This is a genomic window from Streptomyces sp. DH10 (assembly GCF_029813805.1).
GTDB lineage: Bacteria > Actinomycetota > Actinomycetes > Streptomycetales > Streptomycetaceae > Streptomyces > Streptomyces coeruleofuscus.
The window spans coordinates 77,574-103,497 of record NZ_JARVKU010000021.1 but is presented as its reverse complement, the minus strand read 5'-3'; the positions used below and the strand labels follow the sequence as shown (position 1 = coordinate 103,497).

The following is a 25,924-nucleotide window of genomic DNA, read 5'->3' as shown; positions in this document are numbered from 1 at the left end:
CTAGCGGCTCAGCCGCCCGAACCTCCGTACCGCGAGCGGGAAGAACACCGCCAGCAGGGCAACGGGCCAGACGAGCGCCGCCCACACGTGCCCGGACTCCGCGCCGGGGGTGCCGAACAGGTCCCGTACGGCCGTGGCCGTGTGGGACATGGGGTTCCACTCGACGACCGTGCCGAGCCAGCCGGGCATGGTGTCGGGCAGGGCCAGGGCGTTGGACAGGAAGCCGACCGGCCAGACCAGGATCTGCACGGCCTGGACCATCTCCGGCTTTCCGGCCACCAGCGCCAGGTAGATGCCGACCCACAGCATGGCGAAGCGGAACAGCAGCAGCAGGCCCACGGCTCCCAGGAAGGCCACCGGACCGCCGTGGACCCGCCAGCCGAGCGCGGCGCCCACGCCGATGAGCACCACCAGGGCCATCGCCGACTGGAGCATGTCGGCGGCCGAACGGCCCACCAGTACGGCCCCGTCGGCCATGGGCATCGAGCGGAAGCGGTCGATGACGCCCTTGTCGAGGTCCCGGGTGACGGCGATCATCGTGCCCTCCAGGCCGAAGGCCATGGTGAGGGCGAGCATGCCGGGGATCAGGTAGTCGCGGTACTCGCCGTTCACCCCGCGGCCGCCGCCGATCAGGTAGCCGAACATGAGCAGCAGCATCACCGGGAAGACGAGGTTGACGACCAGCTGGACCGGCTGCCGCGCCCAGCGGGCGAGTTCCCGGCGGGTCATGGTCCAGGAGTCGGTCAGGGCATAGGCGGTCACGCGGCCTCCTTCACTCGGCGGTCGTCCCCGGTGAGGTGCAGGAACACCTCGTCCAGCGTCGGGCGGCGCAGGGCGACGTCCTCCGCCTCGATGCCGGCCTCCTGAAGGGCCCGTACGACCCCGGACAGCGCCTGCATGCGGTCGGTCACCGGAGCGCTCAGCAGGCGGCGGTCGGTGTCGACGGTGACTCCGGTGAGCGGCAACAGGGCGACGGCCGGGCCCAGTTGTCCCGCCTCCCGCAGGACCACGTCGATGCGGTCGCCGCCGGTCTGTGCCTTCAGCTCGTCCGCCGTGCCCTCGGCGATGACCCGGCCGGCGTCGACGACCGAGATGCGGTCGGCGAGCTGGTCGGCCTCCTCCAGGTACTGCGTGGTGAGCAGGACCGTCGTACCACCGCCGACCAGGGAGCGGACGGAGTCCCACACCTCCGCCCGGCCGCGCGGGTCGAGGCCGGTGGTCGGTTCGTCCAGGAACAGCACCTCCGGCTCGGTGATCAGGGAGGCCGCGAGGTCCAGGCGGCGCCGCATGCCGCCGCTGTACTGCCGGACCGCCTTGCGGCCGGTGTCGGCCAGGTCGAAGCGCTCCAGGAGCTCGTCGGCACGCGCGCGTGCCCGCCTCGCGCCCAGGTGGTGCAGCCGGCCGAACAGCTCCAGGTTCTGCCGCCCGCCCAGTTCCTCGTCGAGCGCGGCGTGCTGGCCGAGCAGACCGATGCGCAGCCGTACGGCGTACGCCTCGCGCACCACGTCGTGCCCGGCCACCTCGATCCGGCCCGCGTCGGGTCGCAGCAGCGTGGACAGGACCCTCACCAGGGTGGTCTTGCCCGCGCCGTTCGGGCCGAGCACCCCGTGCACCGTGCCGCGCGCGACCCGCAGGTCGAGCCCGTCCAGCGCCTTCTTGTCGCCGTATGTCTTCTCCGCGCCTTCGACGGTGATCATCGTGCCGGCCAAAGGGACCCCCTCGCTAGTCAAACTTGACTACACGCACGAAGGTAACCCCCGCCCCTTCATTCGTCAAATTTGATTAGTGGTCGTCCCCGGGGTGCCGCTCCCCCGTCGCGTACGGGTTCTCCGCGCCCTCGGCCAGCACGCCGACGAACGGGTCCCCTTCGTCGGCGAAGGTGTAGGCGCCGCCCTCGATCCGCTCGATGAGACCGCGGGTCCACTCGGCCTCCGAGTCGGCCGTGTGGACCCACATGTTCATGATCTCGCCGATGTGGCCCAGCTGTCCGGGCCCCTCCTCGGGGACGTAGTGCTCCAGGACGGAGGCCCGCCACTGCTCGATCCGCAGGGTGCGCTCCTTCAGCAGCGCGACCGCCTCCGCCCGCGGCAGGTCGACGACGAAGCCGACGGCGGCCGTCTTCACGTCCCCCCGCTGGTCGTACGTCACCAGCGCCTCGCGCAGCAGCCGGAAGTACTCCTCGGTCCCCTGCCCGGTGACCTCGTACTCCGTGCGCGGCGGGCCGCCCACCGTGGACGGGGCGACCTCGTGCGCGTGCAGCAGCCCTTGCTTCGCCATCTGCTTCAGGGCGTGGTAGATCGAGCCGGGCTTGGCGCTGGACCACTCGTGCGCGCCCCAGTACTCCAGGTCGTTGCGCACCTGGTAACCGTGGGCCCGCCCGTGCATGCGGACCGCGCCGAGCACGAGGAGACGGATCGCTGACATGGGGCCAGCGTAGAACCACAGGGCCTCAGCCCCAGGAGCTGCCCTGCTCCTTCGCCACCAGTTCGAAGGCGGTGGCGCCGTCCAGCGACTCCCGGATGATGTCGGCGTGGCCGGCGTGCCGGGCCGTCTCGCGGATCAGGTGCAGGCACACCCAGCGCAGCGAGAGCCACTCGTCCTTCGGGTTCCAGGACGTCTTCTCCAGCAGGAAGGTGTCGTCGAGGCTGGGCGCCGATCGGATGAACGCCTCCGTCTCGGCCGCCACCTTCTCGTAGTACGCGAGACAGGACTCCACGCTTTCGTCGCCCACCAGCCGGAAGCACTCGTGCCAGTTCGACTCGTCCCGGTGGACGGCCGGCGGCTCGCCCTTGGCCCGCGCGATCCAGCCCTGCTCGACCTCGGCGACGTGCTTGAGCAGCCCGCCGAGCGACAGTTCGCTGGCGCTGGGCGTGCTCATGGCCTGCTCGTCGGTCAGTCCCAGCACCGCCCGCCGGATGCCGCCGCGCTGCTCCTCGATGAAGGAGAGCAGCGCTCCGCGCTCGTCGCCGTGTGCCTCCGCGGGAACGTGAGTGACCATGACCGCCGCCTTTCGCCGGAGCCGGGGGCCTCTCCCCCGGCACAGACGAAGTTACGGGCCCTTGCGGTCAGGTTCTGTCCGCAAGGGCCCGCTGGGCCGTAGAAGGTCTAGAACGGGAAGCCGCTCCGCCCGTGCTGCACGGAGATCCACTTCAGCGTGGTGAAGGAGTCCAGCATCGTCTCGCCGTTGAGCCGGCCGAGGCCCGAGTGCTTCTCGCCGCCGAACGGGACGATCGGCTCGTCGTGGACGGTGCCGTCGTTCACGTGGAACATGCCGGTGTCGATCTGCTTGGCGAAGTTCACGCCGCGCTCGATGTCACCGGTGTGGACGGCGCCGCTCAGGCCGTACGGGGTGTCGTTGACGAGGCGGACGGCCTCCTCCTCGCCGTCGAACGGGACGAGGAAGGCGACCGGGCCGAAGACCTCCTGCCGCAGCAGGGCCGAGTCGGCGGGCAGGCCGGTCAGGACGGACGGCTCGACGAGGTTGTCGGTGCGCCCGCCGCGCACCAGGGCCGTGGCGCCCTCGGCGAGGGCCTGCTCGACCGCGCCCGCGACGGCGTCCGCCTGCGAGGAGTTGATGACCGGGCCGATGACGGTCTCCGGGTCGCGCGGGTCGCCCGCCTTGAGGGTCTTCACCTTGGCGACGAACTTCTCGGTGAACTCCTCGGCGACGGACCGGTCGACCAGGATGCGGTTGGCGGCCATGCAGACCTGGCCCTGATGGACGTACCGGCTGAAGACGGCAGCGTCGACCGCGTAGTCGATGTCGGCGTCGTCGAGGACCACCAGCGCGCTGTTGCCGCCGAGTTCGAGGACCGAGCGCTTGAACTGCCGGGCGCAGACGGTGGCCACGTGCCGGCCGACCTGGTCGGAGCCGGTGAAGGAGATGACCTTGGGGATCGGGTGCTCGAGGAAGGCGTCGCCGATCTCGGCGATGTCGGTGATGACGACGTTCAGCAGACCGCCGGGCAGGCCCGCGTCCTCGAAGATCTTCGCGACCAGGGAGCCGCCGACGATCGGCGTGTTCTGGTGCGGCTTGAGCACCACGGCGTTGCCGAGCGCGAGCGCCGGGGCGACGGACTTGATCGAGAGCAGGAACGGGAAGTTGAAGGGGCTGATCACGCCCACGACCCCGACCGGCACGCGGTAGACGCGGTTCTCCTTGCCGTCCACCGGCGAGGGGAGGATCCGGCCTTCCGGGCGCAGGGCCAGCTGGACCGCCTCGCGCAGGAACTCCTTGGCGAGGTGCAGTTCGAAGGCGGCCTTCAGACGCGTCCCGCCGAGCTCGGCGATGATCGCCTCGGATATCTCGGCCTCGCGCTCCTCGATGAGTCTCAGGGCCTTCTCGAAGACACCGCGGCGGACGTAGGGGTTGGTCGCGGCCCACTGCTTCTGGGCCCGGGCGGCCGCCCGGTACGCCTGGTCGACCTCGTCGACGGTGGCTATCGTGATCGACGCCAGCTTCTCGTCGTCGTACGGGTTGAAGTCGATGATGTCCCAGGAACCGGTACCCGGGCGCCACTCACCGTCGATGTACTGCCGTGCAAGGTCGGTGAAGTAGGACGACGACATGTGATCCCTCGATCCCTAGCAGACCCTCGATCGCGCCTTCACGATCTGATCACACGTCATCGTACTGATGTTTAAGGCGAGTTGGGGGCTTCAGGAGAGCTGGAGGAGTCCCCGGAGAAGATCCCGGCTCTCCGAAGGGCCCGGGCTGTCGCTCTGGAGCTCCTTGAGCGCCTTCTCGTACTGGGCGACGTCCTCGGGCTTGTCCAGGTACAGCGCGCTGGTGAGCTGCTCCAGGTAGACGACGTCCGAGAGGTCGGACTCCGGGAAGCTGAGGATCGTGAACGCGCCACTTTCGCCGGAGTGACCGCCGAGGCTGAACGGCACGACCTGGAGCCGCACGTTGGGCCGCTCGGAGACCTCGATGAGGTGCTGGAGCTGGCCGCGCATCACCTCGCGGTCGCCGTACGGGCGGCGCAGGGCGGCCTCGTCCAGGACGATGTGGAAGTCGGGCGCGCGCTCGTCGACGAGGTACTTCTGCCGCTCCAGGCGCAGTGCCACGCGCCGCTCGACGTCGGCCTCGCTCGCGCCCTGCATGCCGCGCCGGACCACCGCGTGGGCGTACGCCTCGGTCTGGAGCAGGCCGTGCACGAACTGCACCTCGTACGCCCGGATCAGCGAGGCAGCGCCCTCCAGGCCGACGTAGGTGGGGAACCAGCTGGGCAGCACGTCCGAGTAACTGTGCCACCAGCCCGCGACGTTGGCCTCCTTGGCCAGGGACAGCAGGGAGGCGCGCTCCTGCTCGTCCGTGATGCCGTACAGCGTCAGCAGGTCCTCGACGTCTCTGGTCTTGAAGCTCACCCGGCCCAACTCCATCCGGCTGATCTTCGACTCGGAGGCGCGGATCGAATAGCCCGCCGCCTCGCGCGTGATGCCCCGCGCCTCACGCAGTCGCCTGAGTTGTGATCCGAGCAGCATGCGCCGCACCACCGATCCCGGCTCTCCCGCGCTCACGTTCGCCAGCCTCCCCAACGTCTTCAGGGGCCGAAGTCTGCCACTAAAACACTCCGAGCAGTACTCGTCCGGTTACGGAAACGGAATCGAGACAGGGGACGCACGCGCGCGGTTCCATGAAAGAGACAGCGAACGGGCGGACAGGGCCGTGAAGATGACGGAAAAATTGACCAACAAGCGGTACGGGACGACTCATTCCGGTCACCTGCACGTGCATCTGCCCTTGCATCTGCTGTACGCATCCGAAACCATGGTCCCGCACCACCGCCGCATCGCACCGACCGCGAATTCCCGGGAGTGCCTCGCATGGGGACGAATGGATCGACCATGCTCGAGCCTTTAAGGCAGGGCCTTCCGCCGCTGGATCCCGCGGCCGTGTCCGACGCCGCCTCCTGCGCTCTGCCCGCCCGCTACGAAGCGGTGCGCGAGGCACGGCGGTTCACCCGCGGAACGCTCGACCAGTGGGACATGGGCGACCGTTTCGACGACGTCTGCCTGGTGGTCTCGGAACTCGTCACCAACGCCCTGCGGCACGGCCTGCCGGCGAGCAGCCGGTGCGCCGCCGGTCATGAACCTCCCGTCCGGCTGCACCTGATGCGGTGGACCGAGCGGCTGGTGTGCGCGGTGCGCGATCCCAGTCACGACAGTCCCGTCACCCGTGAGACCGACGACTTCTCGGCCGAGTCGGGCCGCGGACTGTTCCTCGTCGACTCCTTCAGCGACAGCTGGGGCTGGCACCCGCTCGCGGGCGCGCTCGACGGCAAGGTGGTCTGGGCGCTGTTCCGGCTGCCGCGGCCCGGTTCGGGGCCGAACGCGGAATGAGGAACCGCGGCGCTTCCTGACGCCGCGGTTCTACGCGCGTCGCGGCGCGTAGAGTACCGATTGCCCCGTTCCGTACGAGGGCCTGCCGGGGCGTCAGCCCCCCACCAGATGGTCGAACTCCCCATCCTTCACGCCCAGCAGCATGGCCTCGATCTCCGCACGGGTGTAGACCAGCGCGGGTCCGTCAGGGAAGCGCGAGTTGCGGACGGCCACATCACCGCCCGGCAGCCGGGCGAACTCCACGCACGAGCCCTGCGAGTTGCTGTGCCGGCTCTTCTGCCAGGCCACACCGCGCAGCCTGGTGGCCGCCATACCGTTGTACACGTCGTGGTCCACAGGTCGCTCCCCGGTGGTGCACTGGCTGGTGTGGCCATTGATGCAGTGGTCAACTGACCCGGATCATAGCCCTGTTCATGTGCAGATGCATGGGCAGATGCACGTGCACGGGGGGTGGCCCTCCGGTTACAGCTTTGACGACCGCTTTACCGAAAGCTCTTGCCTGTTTGACGGCCCTGCACCGCCGCTCGTTCCCCGGCACCTGTGACCAAGTCGGAGGGTTCGGCGGAGGTGTCGTGGAGGCGGAGCATCCGCTCGGCGGCGGGGACGGGTGCCTGGGCGGCGGCAGGGCCGGAGAAGCGGGAGCTGGGACGTGGGGTCCGGCGTCTCGTGCAGGACCGTCCGGCCTCGATGCGGAAGACGGCCGCGGTATGCGGGGGCGAGGAGAAATGGGCCGTGCGGATGACCGCGAGGTCGTCCTCCGGGCCGGTATCGAGGTCGGACCATCGCCGGACAGGCAGTCGGCCACCCGGCCCTGACGGACCGCCCGGCGTGCGCCCCGTGCGGCCTCGCGACCAAAGCATGAGGCTCCCCACCCGTCAAGCGTGGGGAACCTCACCCGGGTTGAGCTGTCAGCGGCGGGCGTACGGCCTCAGCGGCTGGAGTACGGCAGCAGCGCCATCTCGCGTGCGTTCTTGATCGCCCGGGCCAGCTGCCGCTGCTGCTGGGCCGACACGCGGGTGACCCGGCGGCTGCGGATCTTGCCGCGGTCGGAGATGAACTTCCGCAGCAGGTCCGTGTCCTTGTAGTCGATGTACTCGATCCCGGCCTGGTCCAACGGGTTGGGGCGGTTCTTGACGGGCTTGCGGTCGATCTTGCGGGGCATGTCGGTTCAGACCTCCAGGAGGGTGTCGAAGGCGTGCGGCAGGCGCTGCCAGGCCTCGCGCCCGGCCGCGTACTCGGCGTCGGTCAGCAGGCAGGACTCCAGCAGCCGCTCCAGGCCGTCCCGGTCCAGGCCGGGCGAGGTGAAGACCAGGTGCTGACCGCGGTCGCCGTGCTCGGGGTGCCAGTCCAGCGCGGCGGCGGCACGGCGCACCGGCGGGACCATCTCCCAGGCCGCGTCCGGCAGCGAGGCCAGCCACGGCCCCACGCTCTCCACGCACAGCGCCCCGCCCGCCGCGTCCCAGTGGAATAGCGTGTCGGGCTTGTCGGCGAGCCAGAACCGGCCCCGGCTGCGGGCGGCCGCGCAGGTCAGGTCCTCCAGGGCCGCGTAGAGCCGCTCCGGGTGGAAGGGGCGGCGCTGCTGCCAGACCAGGGTGGAGACGCCGTGCGCGTCGGCCTCGGCGGGGAACAGGGCGCAGGCCGGGTGCTGGGCGGACGCCGCGGACTCCACGTCGAAGCCGGCCAGGGCGGCCTCGGCCAGCGGCGAGGACGGGCGCCGCCGCGGGGGCGGCACGGTCAGGCCGTCGGCCGTGTCCCGCGCGAAGACGCCGGGTCCGGGCGCGCCCGCCAGGTCACCGTGGCCGATCGGGACCCGGCGGGCCGTCGGGTGCAGCTGGGCGAGCAGTTCGCGGTCCTCGTCGTCGGCCTCCGGGGACTCGGCGATCGCGAGGACGGGGGCGTACTCCAGCTGGCGGGCGAAGGTGTCGGCGACCGTGCGCTGGTCGGTGGCGGCGGCGGCCAGACCGCCGTCGGCCAGGTCGTCGCCGTTGCCGAGGTACGGCAGGACCAGGGCCGGGTCGACGGCGGTGATCACGCCGGTGACGGTGAGCCCGCCGGCCGTGACGACCTCCGCCATGGCCTTGGGCTCGACGGAGTCCCACAGCTCGACGACGGCCAGGGGCGTGCGTCCGGCGTCCGCGAGCCGCTCCAGCTCCGGGACCAGGTCCTCGCGCAGGGCGCAGCAGGCACAGTCGTTGACGAGCGGCGCCTCCCCCGCGTCCAGGATGCCGGTGGTGTCCCGGACGGTCCGTACGACCGTGCCGGCCGCGGCCGTCGCCAGGTCGTGGTGGAGTGCGACGCTGCCGGGCACGTCGGCGAGCAGCTGCGCCACGGCCGCCTTGCGGGCGTCGGCGTGCAGCCCGCCGACGATCACGACGGAGAGCTCGGGCACGGGCTCAGCCCTTCTTTCCGTACCGGCGCTCGAAGCGCTCCACGCGTCCCGCGGTGTCCAGGACGCGGGCGGTGCCGGTGTAGAAGGGGTGGCTGACGTCGGAGATCTCGACGTCCACGACCGGGTAGGTGTTGCCGTCCTCCCACTCGATCGTCTTCTCGCTCGTCATCGTCGAGCGGGTGAGGAACGCGTAGTCCGCGGCACGGTCGCGGAAGACGACGGGACCGTAGTCCGGGTGGATTCCCTCGCGCATCGGTCAGCGCTCCTCTCGGAAGTCGACGTGGCGGCCGACCACCGGATCGAACTTGCGCAAGGTCAGTCGGTCCGGATCGTTGCGACGGTTCTTGCGGGTCACGTAGGTGTAGCCGGTCCCGGCCGTGGACCGGAGCTTGATGACCGGCCGGAGTTCATTGCGTGCCATGCCGCTATGCTACTGAAAATGAATTCCATTTACATCTCCTGAGTCAGAGAGGTACGTCACCGCATGTCCGCGCACTGCATGCTGACCGGCACCCAGCCCGGCTTCGGCAACCGCATCTCGCACTCCCACCGGCGCACGTCACGCCGGTTCGACCCCAACATCCAGACCAAGCGCTACTGGCTGCCGAGCGAGGGCCGGTTCGTACGCCTGCGGCTGAGCGCCAGGGCGATCAAGACCATCGACACGATCGGAGTCGAGGCGGCCGTCGCCCGGATCCGCGCCCGGGGAGTGAAGGTCTGATGGCGAAGAAGAGCAAGATCGCGAAGAACGACAAGCGGCAGGAGGTCGTCGCGCGGTACGCCGCCCGGCGGGCCGAGCTGAAGGAGATCATCCGGCGGCCGTCGTCGACGGACGCCGAACGGCTCGCCGCGCAGGCGGAACTGCGCAGGCAGCCGCGCGACGCCAGCGCCACGCGGGTGCGCAACCGGGACCAGGTGGACGGGCGCCCGCGCGGTTACTTCCGGACGTTCGGGCTGTCCCGGGTGAGTCTGCGGGAGCAGGCGCACGCGGGATATCTGCCGGGAGTGCGCAAGTCGTCCTGGTGAGCCGGGTCCTCCCGGCGCCGGTCCGGTAAGAAGCCCCTGGGGGTTGACCCCGGGGGCTCTTGACCGGCCCTGGTAGCTTGCTGCGGTCGTTCCGGCATGGTCCGGCGGGCTCCGACCGGGGCCGTCGGCCGGCTACAGCTTGGGGGCCAGCAGTGACTTCGGTGATCTTCTCGCGTCGTCCGGGAGCACGCCGCCCGGGAGCGCGCCGGCGCGCTCGGGTCGCGGCGGCGGCCGCGGGCCTGGCGGGCGTGCTCGTGCTGTCCGCGTGCAGCGGTGACGGTGACTCCGGGGACGGCTCTGCGTCCACCCCGGCCCCGTCCGCCACGGCGTCCACCGGGGCGGGCGGCGACTCCGGCTCGGGTTCGGACTCCGGGTCCACGTCCGGTTCCGGCGGGTCGGACGCCGACGGACTCCAGGGCAGCTGGCTCGCGACGACCGGCGGCAAGGCCGTGGCCCTGGTGATCACCGGCAAGCAGGCGGCGATCTTCGCCACCGGCGGCAGCGTGTGCACCGGCACCGCGGGCGGGGAGTCCGGGACGCGCACGATCCGTCTGAAGTGCACGGACGGCAACAAGGACCGGGCGGCCGGCACGGTCGACTCCGTGGACGGCAAGAGCCTCAAGGTCACCTGGGAGGGCGGCCTCGGCGCGGAGACGTACACCAAGGCCGAGGGCGGGAAGCTGCCGACCGGGCTGCCGACGGCGGGCCTCGGGTAGCAGGGCCTCGAAGCGTACGGACGGGTCGTGGATCCCCTTCGGGCGCCTCGGCCCGTCCGGCTTTCGGGGGATTCGCAGGGGGTGGGTGCCCGTACCGCATCCGCGTGCGTGATGATCCAGGGGCCCGTAGCCGCTCATGCTCATCACGCTCAGAGGACCCCATGCGCACCTTGCCCCTCACCCTGGCAGCCGCCCTCGCCGCCACGCTCCTGCTGACCGCCTGCGACGACGGCAAGACCGGCGACGACGACGCGAAGAACGCTGATCCGGCGAACGGTTCGGCCTGCGCGATCGGCGACCTGGGCGTTGAGGTCGGGGCCGGTGCCGCCCCGGCCGCCGGGGACACCGGCAACGTCACCGTCACGCTCACCAACCAGGGCGCGCAGTGCACCCTGAAGGGCTTCCCCTCCGTGGACCTCGCGGCCGACGACAGCACGACGTCCGTGTCCCCGGAGGAGGGCGCGAAGGCCCAGCCGCTCACGCTGGGGAAGGGCGGCACCACGTCCTTCACGATCACCTACGTCCGGGGCGAGGCCGGCTCCGCGAAGAGCCTCGCTGTACGGAAGGCGTCCTTCACCCTGCCCGGCGCCCCCGAGGACGCGCACGACCTGACGTGGTCGTACGGCGAGGTCGCCCGGAGGGACGGGAGCGGCGGCGGCGGCGCGGCGGAGGCCTCGGTGAGCGGCTTCGAGTCCTCGGGCGACTGACCGCAGGTCAGCGCAGCGGCGGGCGGTGTCCGACTTGGGCGCGGTCCGCCGCCTGCGCGCCCTCTGTCCAGCCCTCCGCGTCGCGCACACCGCGCAGGCGGGTCGTGGTCGTCTCCGGGAACATCGAGTCCAGCCGGCCGGTGACCGCCACGTCGCGGGAGGCGAGGACCGGGAGCAGGTCCTCCGTCACCTGGGTCTCGGCGGCTGCCGCCAGGCGGGTGCCGATGCGGTGGGCGTAGGCCGCGAGGAAGGACTGCCGGAACGTCTTGGTGCGCTTGCGGCCGGCCGCACGCTGAGCGGCCTCCGCCTTCGTCATCGCGGTCGTGGCCTGCACGAGGAGTGAGGTGTAGAGGAGTTCGACCGCTTCGAGGTCGGTCTCGAAGCCGACGACGGTGGAGAAGCCGAGGGGCTCGTTCCACACCGCCCGGCAGTGGTTGGCGGCGGCGACGGCGTCCAGCAGCACCGCCTTGGTCTGCTCGTACGGCGGTTCGACACCGATCCGGCAGGCCCCGGGCGTCTCGGGCGAGGGCGCCCCGGCCGCGAGCAGCGCCTCGTCGACACTGTGCCGGGCCATCAGCTCCTGCGCCTTGGCACTGAGCGCCTCGGCCTCCTCCGGGAACCCGGTGGCCTCCGCCTTGGCGAGCAGGGCGCGGATCCGGCCGAGCATCCTGGACTCGGTCTTCGGCTCCCCGGTCGACTCGTCGAGGGACTCGAGCGCGGGCAGGCGCAGCAGCAGGCGGTACAGCTCCAGCACGGCGGTGGCGTACGAGAAACGGTCGGTGCGGGGCGGGGCCTCGGCGGGGAGTTCCGCGAGCTGCGCGCTCCAGCGGCGGCCGCGCGGACGGTCGTGCGGCGCCTGTGCCCGGATCAGTGCCGTCACCAGGCGTACGTGTACGTCGTCCAGCTCCCGCCGGACGATCCGTACGACGTCGGCCGGCTGCCAGCCGCGCCGCCAGGCCGTGGCCACGAACTCCTGACCGCGGCGGGTGAGTTCGGTGTCCGCCGCCGGGTCGGACGCGAGCAGGGAGGCGCCGGCGTCGAGGGCCGTCTCGCTGGTGTCGTACAGGGCGGTCTCGAACGCGCGGTCGACGGTGGTGGGCGTACTCACGGGCCGATGGTGCCACGCCTGGGCGGACGGCCCGGCATGCGCGACCCCGTACGTCTCACTCCCCGGAATTGCGTCATCCGCGCGCGGCGGGGACTCGACCATGGCCGCATGGTGGACATGTCTCTGTACGCGGCGTTCCTCGTCGCCGCCTTCGCGCTCTGCATCACCCCCGGCCCGGACATGATGTTCATCGTGGCGATGGGCGGATGGGGCGGGCCCACGGCGGGGGTGATGGCGGCGTTCGGGGTGGCGTGCGCGATGCTCGTGCACGCGGTCGCGGCGGCTCTCGGTCTGTCGGCCCTGTTCACGGCGCTGCCGACGCTGTACCACGTGCTGCGCTGGGCGGGCGCGGCCTATCTGCTCTATCTGGCGGTGAAGGCGTTCCGCGACCGTTCGGTGCCGGGCGAGGACGGGACGGGCGCGGTCGGGCCGGGGATGCGGCGGGCGTTCTGGCAGGGCGCGATCACCAATCTGCTCAACCCCAAGGTGATCCTCTTCAACGTGGCGTTCCTGCCGCAGTTCGTGGACCCGTCGCTCGGTCATGTCCAGGGCCAGTTGCTGCTGCTCGGGGTCACGCTCGTCGTGATGGGCTTCCTGTGGGACGGCAGCGTCGGCCTGCTCGCGGGGAGGCTGGCGTCCCTCCTCAGGCGCAGCGCACGCGTGAACCGCTGGTTGAACATCGTCTCAGGGACCGTCTTCACGGGGCTGGCGGTGCGGTTGGTGGCGACGTCTCCGAAGTAGTCACGTCGGATGTCAACTCGCGGTTGACACCCCTAGGGGCGCAACCTACGGTTGACACCATGACGACGAACCCCAACATCACGTCATCGTTCCGCCTCGACGACCTGATCGCGGCGATCAAGAAGGTGCACCAGGAACCCCTCGAACAGCTCCAGGACGCGGTGCTCGCCGCCGATCACCTCGGCGAGGTGGCCGACCACCTGATCGGCCACTTCGTGGACCAGGCCCGGCGGTCGGGCGCCTCCTGGACGGACATCGGCAAGAGCATGGGGGTCACCCGGCAGGCCGCGCAGAAGCGCTTCGTGCCGAAGGAGTCGGCCGACCTCGACCCGAGCCAGGGCTTCAACCGCTACACGCCCCGCGCCCGCAACACGGTGATGGCCGCGCACAACGAGGCCCGGTCCGCGCGCAACGCCGAGGGCGTACCCGAGCACCTCGTCCTCGGTCTGCTGGCCGAGCCCGACGGTCTCGCCGCGAAGGCGCTCGTCAAGCAGGGCGTCTCCCTCGACGCGGTCCGCGAGGCGGCGACCGCCGCGCTGCCGCCGGCCGTCGAGGAGCCCCCGGAGCTCGTGCCGTACGGCCAGGCCGCCAAGAAGGTCCTGGAACTCACCTTCCGCGAGGCCCTGCGCCTCGGCCACAACTACATCGGCACCGAGCACATCCTGCTGGCCCTGCTGGAGCACGAGAACGGCGAGGGCGTCCTCAGCGGCCTGGGCATCGGCAAGGAGCCGACCGAGCAGTACGTGTCCGGGGTACTGGAGAAGATCGTGCAGGCGCAGAAGGACACGCCGGACGAGGCGTGAGACCGCCCGAGCGGGGACCGGGGTGGTGACCGGGGACCCAGGTGGTGACCGGGAACGGGGTGGTGACCGGGAACCGACGTGGCGACCGGCACGGCGCCCCGGAGGGCATTGTCAGACCCCCCTGTCACACTCCCAGCATGACCGACCGGTGGGCTCTCGCTCCGGCCGAGGACGGTGGCGTGGACGTCGCCCCCCTCGGTCCGGACGGGCTGCCCGCCGGGCCGGTGCGGCGGGAGGGGGATCTCGCCGAGGCCGTGCGGAGCCGTACCGGCGTCGCGCGGTGGGTGTGGCGGTCCACCGCCGAGGTCTACCCGCGCCTGCTCGCCACGGGGGTGCGAGCCGAGCGGTGCTACGACATCGAGGCCGCCGAGACACTCCTCCTCGGCCACGAGGGGCGGTACGGGGAACCACGCTCGGCCGCGGCCGCCCTGGCCCGGCTGCGCGGCGGCCCCGTACCGCCCGATCCGCCGCAGCGCTCCGCCGAACCGGGCTCCCAGTCCTCACTGTTCGAACCGCAGGGCGTCCACCTCCCGCTGACGGACCTCCTCGCGGTCTACGCCGAGCAGCAGCGACGGCACGAACGGGCCGAGCACCCCGACCGGATGCGTCTGCTGACGGCCGCCGAGTCCGCGGGCATGCTGGTGGCCGCCGAGATGAACCGCGCCGGCCTGCCCTGGAGCACCGACGTGCACCGCGCGGTGCTCCACGACCTGCTGGGCGAGCGGTACGCGGGCGGCGGCGAACCACGCCGCCTGGCCGAACTCGCCGACGAGGTGTCCACCGCGTTCGGCCGCCGGGTCCGCCCCGACCTGCCGGCCGACGTGGTCAAGGCCTTCGCGCAGGCCGGCATCAAGGTCTCCTCGACCCGCCGGTGGGAGATCGAGTCCGTCGACCACCCGGCCGTGAAGCCACTGATCGAGTACAAGAAGCTGTACCGCATCTGGGTCGCCCACGGCTGGTCCTGGCTCCAGGACTGGGTGCGCGAGGGCCGGTTCAGACCCGAGTTCCTGGCGGGCGGGACGGTGACCGGGCGCTGGGTCACCAACGGCGGGGGCGGACTCCAGATCCCCAAGGTGATCCGGCGGGCCGTGGTCGCCGACCCGGGCTGGCGGCTCGTCGTCGCCGACGCCGACCAGATGGAGCCGCGCGTCCTCGCCGCGATCTCCCGCGACCCCGGCCTGATGGAGGTGGCCGGCCGGGAGACCGACCTGTACCAGTCCGTCTCCGACCGCGCCTTCTCCGGCGACCGCGACCAGGCCAAACTCGCCGTGCTCGGCGCCGTCTACGGCCAGACCTCCGGCGACGGCCTGAAGAACCTCGCCGCGCTCAGACGCCGCTTCCCGCGTGCGGTGGCGTACGTCGACGACGCGGCCCGCGCCGGCGAGGAGGGCCGGCTCGTGCGGACGTGGCTCGGCCGGACCTGCCCGCCGGCGGCCCGGGGGACGGACGACGCGACCGAGGAGGCGGGCATCCCGGCCGCGTCGGCCGTTCCGGAGGACGACCAGTCCGACGGCGGCCAGTGGGTCCCCGGCTACGCCTCCACCAACGCCCGCGCCCGCGGCCGCTTCGCCCGCAACTTCGTCGTCCAGGGCAGCGCCGCCGACTGGGCCCTGCTGCTGCTCGCCGCGCTGCGGAAGGCTTGCGCGGACATGGCGGCCGAGCTGGTCTTCTTCCAGCACGACGAGGTGATCGTGCACTGCCCCGAGGAGGAGACGGCCGCGGTCGTGACGGCGATCCGCGAGGCGGCGGCCCTGGCCGGACGGCTGACCTTCGGGGAGACGCCGGTGCGGTTTCCGTTCACGACCGCGGTGGTGGAGTGCTACGCGGACGCCAAGTAGCCCGCCGAGCAGCCAGACGAGCAGCCGGTGTCAGTCCGTGGGAGCGAGCAGCTCGCGGAGTTCCGTGACCACCGTGTGCTCGTCGGTCCCCTCCAGCGCCGCGAGAGCCGAGCGCCATTCCTCGCGCGCCTCGCCGACGCGCCCCTGCTCGCTGAGCAGCAGCCCGTGCTGGTGGCGGGCGAGCGCGCCGGTGTAGCGGTCGGCACGGGCGTCGGCCTGGTCCAGCAGCTCGGCGCACTCGCGAGCGGCCCGCTCGGTGCGGCCCAGCAGACGTAGCGCGCGGACGTGACCGAGCCGGGTCTGGGACTCGCCGTGCCAGTCGCCGTGACCGCCGAGGATGCGCAGGCTCTCCTCGAAGTGCGGGAGGGCGGCGGCCGGTTCGCCGAGCCGCAGATGGGCGTAACCGATGTTGCAGTGCGCGGTGTGCCGCACGATCACGGCGCCGATCTCGTCCCCGAGCGCGAGGGAACGCCGGTGCTGCTCGATGGCGGCCCGCGGGTCGGTGTGCTCGTAGAGGTTGCCGAGGTGGCTGTGGGTGACGGCCTCGCCGTACGGGTCGTTCAGCCGCCGTGCACACTCCAGGCTCCGGGTCAGCGCCTCGCCTGCCTCGGCGTGGCGGCCGAGCCCGTCGAGCAGCAGACCGCGGTTGTTGAGGCAGCGGCGGATCCAGGACGGGTCGTCGAGCCGCCGCCAGATCGCCAGCGCGCGGTCGTTGAGGCCGAGGGCGTCGTTGTGGCGGCCGGTCAGGAAGTGCAGTCCGGCGAGGTCGACCAGCGCGTACGCCTCCGCCGCCTCGTCCCCCAGCCGCCGCGCCACGCCGAGGCCGGTCCGGCCGAGCACCTCCATCTCGGCGACGCGGCCCCTGCGGTGCGCGTAGGGGAGGATCAGCCGCACGAGGGTGGAGACGAGGCCCGCGTGCTGCCGGCACGGGTCGCCCGCGTGCCGCTCGACCAGGGTGACGACGTTCGCCAGCTCCCTGTCGCCCCAGGCGAAGGCCTCCTCGGGGCTGGTGAAGGGGGCGACGGTGTCGACGTGCGCCGCGTGACCGGGCGGCTGCGCCGCGGTGGGGCGGCGGCGGTCGTCCTGGTCGGGTCCGGGCTCGACGATCGCGACGAGCAGCCGCTCGGCGACCGCGGCGTACCAGCGGAGGGCGGTTTCGGAAGGCCGGGAGTCCTCGCCTTCCGGTAACCAGGCCAGGTCGCAGGCGGTTTCGGAGGGTTGGGCGCCGTCCGCGTCCCGGCTTCCGGCCGGTTCGCCAACAGTGCCCGCGCCGTCCGCATCTCGCCTCCCGGCCGGTTCGCGAACACTGCCGGCGTCGTCCGCATCTCGCCTCCCGGCCGGTTCGCGAACACTGCCGGCGTCGTCCGCGTCCCGCCCTCCGCCAGAGATGCCGGTGCCCTCCGTGCCCCACCCGCCGGCCAGCTCGCGGGCGAAGTCGCGGACGAGGTCGTGGGGCGCGTAGCGGCCGTATGCCGGCTCCTGGAGCAGGGCCACGTCGACGAGACGGTCCAGGGCGGCCTCGGTGCGGAGTTCGCCGGCGCCGGTGAGGCGGGCGAGCAGGGGTGCGCCGTACGTGGGCAGATCGAGCGCGCCGATACGGCGGAGGACGAGGGCCGCGTCCCGGTCGGCCTCACGCTCGGAGCCCGCCAGCGCGTCGTGCGCGACGGCCAGTGAGCGGCGCACGCTCAGGTCGTCGTATTCGAGGTGCCGCAACCGCCCCTCCGTATCGGCGAGTTGCCCGGCGAGGACGTCCGGGGTGAGCGCCTGCCGGGCGGCGAGCCGCGCGGCGACGACGCGCAGGGCGAGGGGGAGGCGGCCGGTGAGTTCGACGAGGCGGCGGGCGGCGTCGGAGCCGTCCAGTCCGGCACGGCCCGAGGCAGCGACCAGGAGGGCCGCGCTCTCCTCGTCGGACAGCGGGCCCAGCGGAAGGCGGGCGACCCCGTCGAGTGCGGTGAGCGGCGACCGGCTGGTGACGATCACCGCGCACCCGGCACCGCCCGGCAGCAGCGGCCGTACCTGCGCGGCGCTCGCGGCATCGTCCAGCACCAGGAGCGTGCGGGTCGGCGCCAGCAGCGAGCGCAGCAGAGCCGATGCCGCGTCGGGGAGCTCCGGGATCCGGCAGGGGTCGGCGCCGAGGTCACGCAGCAGCGCGGTGAGCGCCTGACCGGGGGTGAGAGGGGCCATGCCCGGGGTCGCACCGTGCAGGTCGAGGTAGAGCTGACCGTCGGGGAAACGTTCCGCCAACTCATGCGCGACGTGCAGCGCGAGCGCGCTCTTGCCGACGCCGGGCATGCCGCTGATGACGGCGGTGGCGGGGGTGGTGAGGGTTGCCGAGTGCGCTCCGGGTGTCGTGAGAGTGCGGCGCAGGGAGTCGCGTACGGCGGCGCGCCCCGTGAAATGCGCCGGCGGCGGCGGAAGTTGGGCGGGCGGCGGTTGGGCGGGCGAGGGTGGCCTCCCCGCGACGCCCCGCAACACCTCCACATGCGCCTGCCGCACCGCGGGACCCGGCTCGATGCCGAGCTGGTCGACCAGTCGGGTGCGCAGATCGCGGTGGACGGCCAGGGCCTCGGCCTGGCGGCCCGTGCGGTGCAGGGCGAGCATGAGCTGACGGTGGTACGTCTCCCGCAGCGGATACTCGGCGGTCAGCGCCGCCAGCTCCGGTACGAGCGCGCCGAGACGCGGTCCGCCCAGCGCCAACTCGGCGTCGTAGCGCCACTCCAGGAGCAGCAGCCGTCCCTCGCGCAACCGCCGCGCGAAGGCGTACCCGCCCACCTCGGTCGGCAGCCCGGCGAGCGGCGCGCCCCGCCACAGTGCGAGCGCGGCGGCGCATTCACGCACGACGCGCTCCCAGTCCTGCCCGGCGTGCGCGGCACGCGCCGCGGCGACGTGGGCGTCGAACACGTGGACGTCCAGCTCGCCCTCGTCGACCCGCAGGACATATCCGGACGGTACGGTCCGCAGCCGTTCGGGATCGTCGAGCAACCGCCGCAACCGGGCTACGTGGTTGTGCAGCGAGGCCTGGGCGGAAACGGGCGGTGTCCCGCCCCACAGCGCCTCCCTGAGCGACTCGACGGAGACGACCCGTCCGGCGTCGAGCAGCAACGCGGCCAGCAGCACACGGGACTTGGGGCTTGCGACACCCCGGGCTTCGCTCCGGCGCCCCCCGCTGACGTCGTAGTACAGCACCGGCGGCCCGAGCAGCCCGAACCGCAGCCCGCTCCGTCCTTCGTGACCGTCCTCGCTGCCCGAGCAGGCAGATGCCCCCATCGCGCCCCCGTCTCCCCGCGCCACCGCCCCTTGCCCTTGCCCTTGCTCGCGAGATACATCCTTGACGGGTTTCCGCCCCCGGGGCAGCGGTTTTCCGTCACCTTCGTCCTCGCGTTCTCCGCCGGAAAAGCCCCCGCACCGGCCGCCGTCCGTCATGGTTCGGCGACTTCACGCCAATGGGCGGACGACGCAACGGAGAACCGTTGGCCACATGTTAGCCATCCGTTGGCAAAACCTGATGTGATCACTACGTCGGATCTGGCCCGGCGGCGCGCGCGTCTGGACGCGCAACTCGGGGGAGTGTCGCCGCCGCGGCCGGGTCCGGGTCCCGGTCGGCGGAGGTGAACGGCCGGGGCCCCACCAAGCTTCCGGCCACCGAGCGTGTGGCCACCCCGCGCCCCCGGCGTCAGATGACCGGCGGCCGCCCCAGCCGCGTGAGCCGCCACACCGTCCGCCAGCGCATGGGCCGCCGCTCACCCGCAGGCTCCCGTACACCTTCCACGAATCCGCCGAACCATGCCCGCAGCCCCGCCCGCGACCGATTCCGCAGGAGGGTGAGCAGTACCCAGACGCCCAGGTGGACGGGCACGAGCGCGAACGGCAGCCGGCGGCGGGCCAGCCAGACCCGGTTGCGGGCGTTCACGCGGTAGTAGATGGCGTGCCGGGCGGGCGAGGTCTTCGGGTGCTGGAGCAGCAGTTCGGGCGCGTACAGGATGCGCCAGCCCGCGTCGGCCGCGCGCCAGGCCAGGTCGGTCTCCTCGTGCGCGAAGAAGAACTCGGCGGGCCAGTCGCCGACCTCGTCGAGCATGGCCGTCCGCAGCGCGTGCCCGCCGCCGAGGAACCCGGTGACGTACCCGCCCCGGAGGGGGTCCGAGCTGCCGATCCGGGGCACGTGCCGCTGCTGCGTCTCGCCCTGCTCGTCGGCGATGCGGAAGCCGACGATGCCGAGCCGTTCGTCGGCGGCGTACAGCTCCCGCACGCGGCGCAGCACGTCGGCGTCGACGAGCAGCCCGTCGTCGTCCAGATCCACGACGACGTCGATGTCGCCGAACTCCCGCAGCCGCGCGAGGGCCGCGTTCCGCCCGCCGGGGCAGCCGAGGTTCTCGTCGAGCTCGATGGGGGTGACCTCGCCGGGAAGCGACAGCCGCCGGGCGAACTCGGGCAGCGGGCAGCCGTTGCCGACGATCACGATCCGCTCGGGTGGCACGTCCTGCTTGGCCACGGACCTCAGCAGGGCGTCGACCTCGTCGGGCCGGTTGCCCATGGTCACCACGGCGACGGCGATTCTGGGCGCCCCCATGTCCTCACCTCGTCCCGATCGGCAACTGCGGTTGACGGGCGATGCTAGCCGTTCACGATAAGGACCCTTTAAGTACGCCTGCCGGACGGCGATGCGTCTACGCCGTCCAGCGGAGGCGGCACCCGACCGGAACGGGCACAGGATGTCGGGTGCGGCAGGGTGCCCGCTGCCTAGCGTGGTGATCACGAAAGAGGAAGGAACCGGGCGTGCTGGAGCGGCTCAACCAGGCGATGGAGCACATCGAGCGCCACCTCGACGAGCCCGTGGACGTCGCCGAGCTGGCGCGGATCGCGGCCACGTCGGAGTACCACCTGCGCCGGATGTTCTCCGCGCTGGCAGGCATGCCCCTGTCGGAGTACATCCGCCGCCGGCGGTTGACCATCGCGGGCGCGGAGGTGCTCGCGGGCGACGAGACGCTGCTGGAGATCGCGGTGCGCTGCGGCTACGGCTCGGGCGAGGCGTTCGCACGGGCGTTCCGCGCGATGCACGGCGTGGGCCCGGGCGAGGCCCGGCGCACCGGCGCCGCGCTCGTCTCCCAGCCCCGGCTGACCTTCCGCCTCACCGTCGAAGGGAGCAGCAGCATGCAGTACCGAGTGGTGGACCGCCCGGCCTTCACGGTCGCCGGATTCAAGACCCGTGTCCCGCTCGTGCACTCGGGCCCGAACCAGGCGATCATCGACTTCGTCCGAGGGCTCGGCAAACAGGCCCTGGAGCAGCTCGGAAAGCTCTCGGACCAGGAGCCGCACGGCATCGTCGCGGTCTGCGACGACCTGGACCCGAGCCGCGCCGAGGGCACCGAGCTCGACTACTACCAGGCGGTGATCACCGCGGCGTCCACCCCGTCGGACGTCCCGTCGGACGGCCCGTCGGACGGCCCGTCGGACTTCCCCGCGGGCGTCACCACCCTGCCCGTCCCGTCCGGCACCTGGGCGGTCTTCACCACGACCGGCCCGGCACCGCAGGCCATCCAGGAACTGTGGCGCGACGTGTTCACCGAGTGGTTCCCGTCCAACCCGTACCGCAGCCGCCCCGGCCCGGAGATCCTGCGGACCGACCTCTCGGCGGACGGCACGAAGGCGGACGCCGAGCTGTGGCTGCCGGTGGAACGGGAATCCACCCGCTGAACGCCGGAACCCCGGGCCGGAGTCGATCCGGCCCGGGGTTCCGGCGGAGCCGGGGGCTACCGCGGCGCGACCGGCTTCGCGGTGTCCTTCCGGCGGGACCGCTCCCGGACCAACGAGATCGCGATCACCACCGCGGCGACGAGCACCGAGAGCAGCACCTGGCTGCGGCCGCCGCCCTCCTTCTCGTCGGTGAGCATGTAGAGCAGCACGAACCCGATCATCGCGATCGTCGCCCACGTCAGATAGGGGAACAGCCACATCCGGACGACGAGCTTCTCCGGGCTCTCACGCAGGATGATCCCCCGCATCCGCAGCTGCGAGAAGCAGATGACCAGCCACACGAAGAGCGCGACGGCGCCCGAGGAGTTCAGCAGGAACTGGAAGACCGTGTCCGGCCACAGGTAGTTGAAGGCGACCGCCACGAAGCCGAAGACCACGGAGGCCAGGATCGCGGCCTGCGGGACACCTCGCGTGTTCGTCCGGACGAAGGACCGCGGGGCGTCTCCGCGCTGCCCGAGGGAGAAGGCCATCCGGGAGGCGGTGTAGAGGCCGGAGTTGAGACAGGACAGCACGGCGGTCAGCACGATGAAGTTCATGATCTCGCCGGCGTGCGGGATGCCGATCGAGTCGAGGGCCGCGACGTACGAGCCCTTCTTCTCGATCGCGGGGTCGTTCCACGGCAGCAGGGCGACCACGACGAGGATCGAACCGACGTAGAAGACGCCGACCCGCCAGATCACGCTCCTGGTGGCCTTGGCCACCGCCCGCTGCGCGTCCGAGGACTCACCGGCGGCGAGGGTGACGATCTCGCTGCCCATGAAGGAGAAGACGACCAGCAGGATGCCGGTGAGGATCGCCCCCGGCCCGTTCGGCAGGAAGCCGCCGTGCTCGGTGAGGTTCCCGAAGCCTGTCGCGGCGTGGTCGGAGCCGGGCAGCACACCGAAGACGGCCAGCCCGCCGAGGACGATGAAGCCCGTGATGGCGACGACCTTGATGCCGGCGAACCAGAACTCGAACTCACCGAAGGAGCCGACCGAGGCCAGGTTCGTGGCGGTGAGGACCGTCATCACGATCAGGGCCCAGGCCCACTGCGGTACGGCCGGTACCCACCCTTCCAGGATGACGGCGCCCGCGGTCGCCTCCACGGCGAGTACGACGACCCAGAAGAACCAGTACAGCCAGCCGATCGAGAACCCGGCCCAGCGGCCGAGCGCCCGGTCCGCGTAGGCGGAGAAGGACCCGGAGGTCGGGTTGGCCGCGGCCATCTCGCCGAGCATCCGCATCACGAAGACGACGAGGGCGCCGACCAGTGCGTAGGACACCAGGATGCCGGGCCCGGCGGCGGCGATACCGGAGGCGGAGCCCACGAAGAGACCGGCACCGATCACACCGCCGATGGCGATCATGGACAGATGGCGGTTCTTGAGGCCGGCCTGGAGACCTGCCTGCTGCTCCGGAGGCTGACCGCTGGTGGATTGAGCGGTATCAGGGGCCAGTGAATCGGGGGGACGTGTAGTCATGTCGACATCCATGGGTCGTTGGGAGTGCCGTGCTGTGCGTCAGGAGGGACGGTCGGGGCACTGACGATTCCCGGAAGCGTTCACGGTGCGGTTCGCGGATTCCGGATGACGTGCCGGTGATGGGGTCGTCACCGCACGTCCGCGCTTCGCTCCGTCTCCTCGTGGGAGGTGGGCCGCATCACTTGCGGAAATGGATTTGCGCAAGCGTATGGGGGGTCATGGGGCCAAATGTTTGTGAAGGCTGAACAAACTCCGCCTCGATGGCTGTACGACCGGCCAATGCGGAACCGGTTCAGCCGGTGGGCGGCAGCCGCAGCTGGAGCATGGCCAGCAGACGCTGGTCGGGACGGCTGAGATCGAGGCCGGTCAGCTGCTCGGCCCGGCGGAGGCGGTACCGCAGCGTGTTGGGGTGCACATGGAGCTGTGCGGCCGCCGCGCGGATGTCACCGAAGGAGTTCAGGTACGTCAGGAGGGTCTCGGCGAGCCGGCCCTGGTGCCGGCTGTCGTGCGAGAGCAGGGCGGTCAGGCGGGGATCCCGTATCTCGGGGCGGGCGGCGAGCAGCGTCAGAATCTCGCTGACCAGCACCTCCGCCTGGATGTCCGGCAGCGCGGCGACCGCGACGCTCACTCCGGCGCTCACCATGGCGTCGAGTATGCGGTCGGCCTCCCGGCGCGACTCGGGGACATCCCCGAGCCCCGGCACCAGGCAACCGACCGAGCCGCGCAGCGGCAGGCCCAGGTGGCGGCGGGCGGCGTCGGTGATCTCCTGGGTCCAGCCGCGCAGCGTGTCCGTGTCGATGCCGCGGGGCAGTTGGGGCAGCAGCACGTAGATACGGGGATCGACCTGGGTGACCAGGGCGCTGCGGTGCCGGGCGGCGATGTGCACGGAGACCAGGTTGGTGACCTCGGAGTGGGTCAGTTCCGGTACGACGGCGCCCTCCGCGGTCGCGTACGCCTCTGTGGTCCCGTACGAGAACCCCAGCACGGCGGCCGGGCGGGTGGCGTCGAATCCCAGGTGGGTGGCGAGCGGCTGCGGTCCGGTGCTGCCGTCCAGGAGTCCGGCCAGCAGGGTCCGGGTGAGCGTCACATCGTCCGAGAGCTCCCGGCGACGGCGTACGAGATGGAGCGCCGCGACCCGGGCGGCGCCCAGCAGCGCCTGGCGCGAGCGTTCGGACAGCGGGATCGAGCCCTCCTGCACCCAGATGGTGCCCAGCTGCCGGTCCCCGGACCGGATGGCCACCGCGAGCCGGCGGCGGATGCCCAGCTCGGGGTGGCTGTCGATACCGATCACCTCGTCGCTGGAGTGCAGGTGCTGGAACACGCCCCACTCGCGCAGCTTGGCCAGATAGCCTTCCGGCCCCTGCCAGCCGAGGATGGAGCGCCGGCGCAGGTCGTCCGCCTCGTCGGAGTCGGTGGTGCGGGAGTAGGCCAGTACCCGGTTCGCGGCGTCCTCGATGCTGACGATGCCGCTGGTGAGGATGGCGGTGGTCTGGGCGAGCGAGAACAGGTCGCCCTCCTCGGCCCCCATGCCCGGCTCGCCCGGCGGTGCGTCGTCGAGGGCGGCCCGGGCCAGCGCGTGCACCTGCTCCCAGCGTGCTTCGCTGCGCAGCGAGAGCAGGGCGACCCCGGCCTCGGCGGCGGCTTCGCTGAGCACCGCGGCCTGGCCGGGCCCGTCCAGCTTGACCACGACGGCGGCGGCTCCGTCCCGCCCGGCGGCCCGCAGCGCGGGAAAAGCGGCCCGGCCCCGGGCACCGATGACGAGAACCAGCTCACCCGGCTGCGCGGTCGGCGGGTCCTCGGGATCGAGCAGCGAAACCTCACGGATCTCGACGTCCAGCCCGGCGGGAGCCGCCTGCACCTCCACCAACGAGTCGCCCAGCACCATCAGCAACTGACGCAGGCCGATGCGCGCTGCGGGGGGAGACACTGCGGCCGGATCCATGATCGTCGCCTCTATTGGGAGCCCTGCCGAAGCCCTGATGCTATCCGCAGGGGCGCACCCGAGACCTGGGAACCCTGCTCAGCGGACCACACGCTGCTCCACCTCGGCGTCAACCACCTCGGCCCCAACCGGCGCGTCCGCCACCAGGACCGGCCGCGGTGCCGGACGAGGCGCACCGTGCGCCGCCATGATCCCGGCGATGACCAGCACCGCCCCGAGCGGCTGGTTCCATGTCAGCCGCTCGTCCAGCAGGATCACGCCCGCCGTGACACCGACGATCGGGGTGAGATAGGTGACCGCTGCGGCGTTCACCGCGCCCCACGCCTGGACGATGTTGTTGTTCCACAGATAGGCGAGGCCGGTACTCAGGGCACCCAGCGCCAGCATGGCCAGCGCGATCGGCGCGTCGATGCGGGGTGCGGGTGCCGCGAGCCAGGGTGTGGCCGCCAGCATGATGATCGCGCCGATGGTGACCTGCACGAAGGCGACACTGACCGCCGGCAGTCCGCGCGGGGTGATGAACCGGCGCAGATAGACGAAGGCGACGCCGTAGCAGGCGGTGGCGCCCAGACAGGCGAGCTCGGCCATGAGGTGGCCGCCGCCACCGGCCAGGTCCCCGGGACCGATCAGCACCAGGACCCCGGCGAAACCCGCGAGCAGGCCCGCCGTACGGCGACGATCGAGCCGCTCGTCCGCCAGGGCGACCGTACCGACCGCGAGGGTCACCAGCGGGGTGGTGGCGTTGAGGATGCTCGCCATGCCGGAGTCGAGGTGCTGCTCGGCCCAGGAGAACAGCAGGAAAGGTATGACACACAGCAGGACCGACACGACGGACAGCCGCAGCCAGAGCCCGGGATCCCGGGGAATCCTGCTGCGGGTCACCGCCATGACCGCGCAGAGCGCCAGCGCGCCCAGCACCAGCCGGCCCCACACCACCTGAGCGGGCGTCAGCCCGTCCAGCGCGACCTTGATGAACAGGAAACTCGAGCCCCACGCGCACGCCAGCGCGACGAACTGTGCCCCGATGCGCACTCGCAAGCCGACGCCCCCCTCTTTTTCTTGTCGATCGCTACGCCGTGTCGATCGCTACACCGTGCCGAT

General features: G+C 71.8%; 26 protein-coding genes. 9 read left to right on the top strand and 17 right to left on the bottom strand.

Annotation, left to right across the window (positions count from 1 at the left end):
• From QC385_RS33840 to QC385_RS33815, 6 genes are all read right to left on the bottom strand, one after another.
• The gene (locus QC385_RS33840) at window positions 1-762 is read right to left on the bottom strand and encodes an ABC transporter permease (protein WP_279545179.1); all 762 of its coding nucleotides are present in this window, start codon (window positions 760-762) and stop codon (window positions 1-3) included.
• On the bottom strand, window positions 759-1,709 hold the full coding sequence (locus tag QC385_RS33835; RefSeq protein ID WP_279545178.1) for an ATP-binding cassette domain-containing protein: 951 nt from the start codon (window positions 1,707-1,709) through the stop codon (window positions 759-761). The genes QC385_RS33840 and QC385_RS33835 overlap by 4 nt, the downstream gene beginning before the upstream one ends.
• A 73-nt stretch (window positions 1,710-1,782) precedes the next feature.
• Window positions 1,783-2,424, bottom strand: a complete 642-nt coding sequence (locus QC385_RS33830) for a PadR family transcriptional regulator (protein ID WP_279545177.1) — start codon at window positions 2,422-2,424, stop codon at window positions 1,783-1,785.
• A 25-nt stretch (window positions 2,425-2,449) separates the two neighbouring features.
• Window positions 2,450-2,998, bottom strand: a complete 549-nt coding sequence (locus QC385_RS33825) for a DinB family protein (protein ID WP_279545176.1) — start codon at window positions 2,996-2,998, stop codon at window positions 2,450-2,452.
• A 107-nt stretch (window positions 2,999-3,105) separates the two neighbouring features.
• The gene (locus QC385_RS33820) at window positions 3,106-4,569 is read right to left on the bottom strand and encodes an aldehyde dehydrogenase family protein (RefSeq protein WP_279545175.1); all 1,464 of its coding nucleotides are present in this window, start codon (window positions 4,567-4,569) and stop codon (window positions 3,106-3,108) included.
• A 90-nt stretch (window positions 4,570-4,659) separates the two neighbouring features.
• Window positions 4,660-5,484 (bottom strand): helix-turn-helix domain-containing protein, encoded by an 825-nt coding sequence (locus QC385_RS33815; RefSeq protein WP_279545239.1) that lies wholly within the window; start codon window positions 5,482-5,484, stop codon window positions 4,660-4,662.
• 342 nt (window positions 5,485-5,826) lie between these two features.
• Between QC385_RS33815 and QC385_RS33810 the strand changes: the two genes are divergently transcribed.
• A complete protein-coding gene (locus tag QC385_RS33810; protein WP_279545174.1) occupies window positions 5,827-6,342 on the top strand; it encodes an ATP-binding protein in 516 nt (171 codons plus the stop codon).
• A gap of 93 nt (window positions 6,343-6,435) precedes the next feature.
• On the opposite strand, the gene QC385_RS33805 is transcribed toward QC385_RS33810, so the two are convergent.
• From QC385_RS33805 to rpmG, 5 genes are all read right to left on the bottom strand, one after another.
• The gene (locus QC385_RS33805) at window positions 6,436-6,654 is read right to left on the bottom strand and encodes a DUF397 domain-containing protein (protein WP_086847633.1); all 219 of its coding nucleotides are present in this window, start codon (window positions 6,652-6,654) and stop codon (window positions 6,436-6,438) included.
• A gap of 616 nt (window positions 6,655-7,270) precedes the next feature.
• Entirely contained in the window at window positions 7,271-7,504 is a 234-nt protein-coding gene (gene rpsR, locus QC385_RS33800) for a 30S ribosomal protein S18 (protein WP_059419099.1), read from the bottom strand.
• A gap of 6 nt (window positions 7,505-7,510) precedes the next feature.
• On the bottom strand, window positions 7,511-8,731 hold the full coding sequence (locus QC385_RS33795) for a CobW family GTP-binding protein (RefSeq protein WP_279545173.1): 1,221 nt from the start codon (window positions 8,729-8,731) through the stop codon (window positions 7,511-7,513).
• 4 nt (window positions 8,732-8,735) lie between these two features.
• The gene (locus QC385_RS33790; RefSeq protein ID WP_086847611.1) at window positions 8,736-8,984 is read right to left on the bottom strand and encodes a type B 50S ribosomal protein L31; all 249 of its coding nucleotides are present in this window, start codon (window positions 8,982-8,984) and stop codon (window positions 8,736-8,738) included.
• Window positions 8,985-8,987: 3 nt separating this feature from the next.
• A complete protein-coding gene (gene rpmG / locus QC385_RS33785; RefSeq protein WP_010044249.1) occupies window positions 8,988-9,152 on the bottom strand; it encodes a 50S ribosomal protein L33 in 165 nt (54 codons plus the stop codon).
• A 63-nt stretch (window positions 9,153-9,215) separates the two neighbouring features.
• Between rpmG and rpmB the strand changes: the two genes are divergently transcribed.
• The 4 genes from rpmB (at window position 9,216) to QC385_RS33765 (ending at window position 11,180) form a co-directional block, all read left to right on the top strand.
• Window positions 9,216-9,452 carry a 50S ribosomal protein L28 gene (gene rpmB, locus QC385_RS33780; protein WP_279545172.1) on the top strand — a complete coding sequence of 79 codons (237 nt, stop codon included), beginning with the start codon at window positions 9,216-9,218 and terminating at the stop codon, window positions 9,450-9,452.
• Window positions 9,452-9,757, top strand: coding sequence for a 30S ribosomal protein S14 (rpsN, locus tag QC385_RS33775; protein WP_279545171.1), 306 nt, complete (start codon window positions 9,452-9,454; stop codon window positions 9,755-9,757). Before rpmB ends, rpsN begins: the two co-directional genes overlap by 1 nt.
• Window positions 9,758-9,918: 161 nt before the next feature.
• Window positions 9,919-10,473 (top strand): hypothetical protein, encoded by a 555-nt coding sequence (locus QC385_RS33770; RefSeq protein WP_279545238.1) that lies wholly within the window; start codon window positions 9,919-9,921, stop codon window positions 10,471-10,473.
• 161 nt (window positions 10,474-10,634) lie between these two features.
• The gene (locus QC385_RS33765; RefSeq protein ID WP_279545170.1) at window positions 10,635-11,180 is read left to right on the top strand and encodes a DUF4232 domain-containing protein; all 546 of its coding nucleotides are present in this window, start codon (window positions 10,635-10,637) and stop codon (window positions 11,178-11,180) included.
• Window positions 11,181-11,187: 7 nt separating this feature from the next.
• Here the strand turns inward: QC385_RS33765 and QC385_RS33760 are convergent, their stop codons facing one another.
• Window positions 11,188-12,288, bottom strand: coding sequence for a DUF2786 domain-containing protein (locus QC385_RS33760; RefSeq protein ID WP_279545169.1), 1,101 nt, complete (start codon window positions 12,286-12,288; stop codon window positions 11,188-11,190).
• Window positions 12,289-12,396: 108 nt separating this feature from the next.
• Between QC385_RS33760 and QC385_RS33755 the strand changes: the two genes are divergently transcribed.
• The 3 genes from QC385_RS33755 (at window position 12,397) to QC385_RS33745 (ending at window position 15,670) form a co-directional block, all read left to right on the top strand.
• Entirely contained in the window at window positions 12,397-13,029 is a 633-nt protein-coding gene (locus QC385_RS33755) for a LysE family translocator (protein ID WP_279545168.1), read from the top strand.
• A 59-nt stretch (window positions 13,030-13,088) separates the two neighbouring features.
• Window positions 13,089-13,832 carry a Clp protease N-terminal domain-containing protein gene (locus tag QC385_RS33750; RefSeq protein ID WP_279545167.1) on the top strand — a complete coding sequence of 248 codons (744 nt, stop codon included), beginning with the start codon at window positions 13,089-13,091 and terminating at the stop codon, window positions 13,830-13,832.
• A gap of 137 nt (window positions 13,833-13,969) precedes the next feature.
• Window positions 13,970-15,670: a bifunctional 3'-5' exonuclease/DNA polymerase gene (locus tag QC385_RS33745; RefSeq protein WP_279545166.1), complete on the top strand. Its 1,701-nt coding sequence runs from the start codon at window positions 13,970-13,972 to the stop codon at window positions 15,668-15,670.
• A 30-nt stretch (window positions 15,671-15,700) separates the two neighbouring features.
• Here QC385_RS33745 and QC385_RS33740 read toward each other — a convergent pair whose 3' ends face one another.
• On the bottom strand, window positions 15,701-18,937 hold the full coding sequence (locus tag QC385_RS33740; protein WP_279545164.1) for an AfsR/SARP family transcriptional regulator: 3,237 nt from the start codon (window positions 18,935-18,937) through the stop codon (window positions 15,701-15,703).
• Window positions 18,938-19,343: 406 nt separating this feature from the next.
• Window positions 19,344-20,237 (bottom strand): glycosyltransferase family 2 protein, encoded by an 894-nt coding sequence (locus QC385_RS33735; protein WP_279545163.1) that lies wholly within the window; start codon window positions 20,235-20,237, stop codon window positions 19,344-19,346.
• 206 nt (window positions 20,238-20,443) lie between these two features.
• Between QC385_RS33735 and QC385_RS33730 the strand changes: the two genes are divergently transcribed.
• The gene (locus tag QC385_RS33730) at window positions 20,444-21,361 is read left to right on the top strand and encodes an AraC family transcriptional regulator (protein ID WP_279545162.1); all 918 of its coding nucleotides are present in this window, start codon (window positions 20,444-20,446) and stop codon (window positions 21,359-21,361) included.
• A 56-nt stretch (window positions 21,362-21,417) separates the two neighbouring features.
• Here QC385_RS33730 and QC385_RS33725 read toward each other — a convergent pair whose 3' ends face one another.
• The 3 genes from QC385_RS33725 to QC385_RS33715 form a co-directional block, all read right to left on the bottom strand.
• The gene (locus tag QC385_RS33725) at window positions 21,418-22,881 is read right to left on the bottom strand and encodes an amino acid permease (protein ID WP_279545160.1); all 1,464 of its coding nucleotides are present in this window, start codon (window positions 22,879-22,881) and stop codon (window positions 21,418-21,420) included.
• Between the two features lie 292 nt (window positions 22,882-23,173).
• Entirely contained in the window at window positions 23,174-24,808 is a 1,635-nt protein-coding gene (locus tag QC385_RS33720; RefSeq protein ID WP_279545158.1) for a PucR family transcriptional regulator, read from the bottom strand.
• 93 nt (window positions 24,809-24,901) lie between these two features.
• The gene (locus QC385_RS33715) at window positions 24,902-25,855 is read right to left on the bottom strand and encodes a DMT family transporter (RefSeq protein ID WP_279545237.1); all 954 of its coding nucleotides are present in this window, start codon (window positions 25,853-25,855) and stop codon (window positions 24,902-24,904) included.
• Window positions 25,856-25,924: the final 69 nt, after the last annotated feature.

What these genes read in the sequence shown, in the direction of transcription:
- QC385_RS33830 (WP_279545177.1), bottom strand. Translation starts at nt 2,424, where the DNA reads ATGTCAGCGATCCGTCTCCTCGTGCTCGGCGCGGTCCGCATGCACGGG.
- QC385_RS33825 (WP_279545176.1), bottom strand. Translation starts at nt 2,998, where the DNA reads ATGGTCACTCACGTTCCCGCGGAGGCACACGGCGACGAGCGCGGAGCG.
- QC385_RS33820 (WP_279545175.1), bottom strand. Translation starts at nt 4,569, where the DNA reads ATGTCGTCGTCCTACTTCACCGACCTTGCACGGCAGTACATCGACGGT.
- QC385_RS33815 (WP_279545239.1), bottom strand. Translation starts at nt 5,484, where the DNA reads ATGCTGCTCGGATCACAACTCAGGCGACTGCGTGAGGCGCGGGGCATC.
- QC385_RS33810 (WP_279545174.1), top strand. Translation starts at nt 5,827, where the DNA reads ATGGGGACGAATGGATCGACCATGCTCGAGCCTTTAAGGCAGGGCCTT.
- QC385_RS33805 (WP_086847633.1), bottom strand. Translation starts at nt 6,654, where the DNA reads ATGGCGGCCACCAGGCTGCGCGGTGTGGCCTGGCAGAAGAGCCGGCAC.
- rpsR (WP_059419099.1), bottom strand. Translation starts at nt 7,504, where the DNA reads ATGCCCCGCAAGATCGACCGCAAGCCCGTCAAGAACCGCCCCAACCCG.
- QC385_RS33790 (WP_086847611.1), bottom strand. Translation starts at nt 8,984, where the DNA reads ATGCGCGAGGGAATCCACCCGGACTACGGTCCCGTCGTCTTCCGCGAC.
- rpmG (WP_010044249.1), bottom strand. Translation starts at nt 9,152, where the DNA reads ATGGCACGCAATGAACTCCGGCCGGTCATCAAGCTCCGGTCCACGGCC.
- rpmB (WP_279545172.1), top strand. Translation starts at nt 9,216, where the DNA reads ATGTCCGCGCACTGCATGCTGACCGGCACCCAGCCCGGCTTCGGCAAC.
- rpsN (WP_279545171.1), top strand. Translation starts at nt 9,452, where the DNA reads ATGGCGAAGAAGAGCAAGATCGCGAAGAACGACAAGCGGCAGGAGGTC.
- QC385_RS33765 (WP_279545170.1), top strand. Translation starts at nt 10,635, where the DNA reads ATGCGCACCTTGCCCCTCACCCTGGCAGCCGCCCTCGCCGCCACGCTC.
- QC385_RS33755 (WP_279545168.1), top strand. Translation starts at nt 12,397, where the DNA reads ATGGTGGACATGTCTCTGTACGCGGCGTTCCTCGTCGCCGCCTTCGCG.
- QC385_RS33750 (WP_279545167.1), top strand. Translation starts at nt 13,089, where the DNA reads ATGACGACGAACCCCAACATCACGTCATCGTTCCGCCTCGACGACCTG.
- QC385_RS33745 (WP_279545166.1), top strand. Translation starts at nt 13,970, where the DNA reads ATGACCGACCGGTGGGCTCTCGCTCCGGCCGAGGACGGTGGCGTGGAC.
- QC385_RS33740 (WP_279545164.1), bottom strand. Translation starts at nt 18,937, where the DNA reads ATGGGGGCATCTGCCTGCTCGGGCAGCGAGGACGGTCACGAAGGACGG.
- QC385_RS33735 (WP_279545163.1), bottom strand. Translation starts at nt 20,237, where the DNA reads ATGGGGGCGCCCAGAATCGCCGTCGCCGTGGTGACCATGGGCAACCGG.
- QC385_RS33725 (WP_279545160.1), bottom strand. Translation starts at nt 22,881, where the DNA reads ATGACTACACGTCCCCCCGATTCACTGGCCCCTGATACCGCTCAATCC.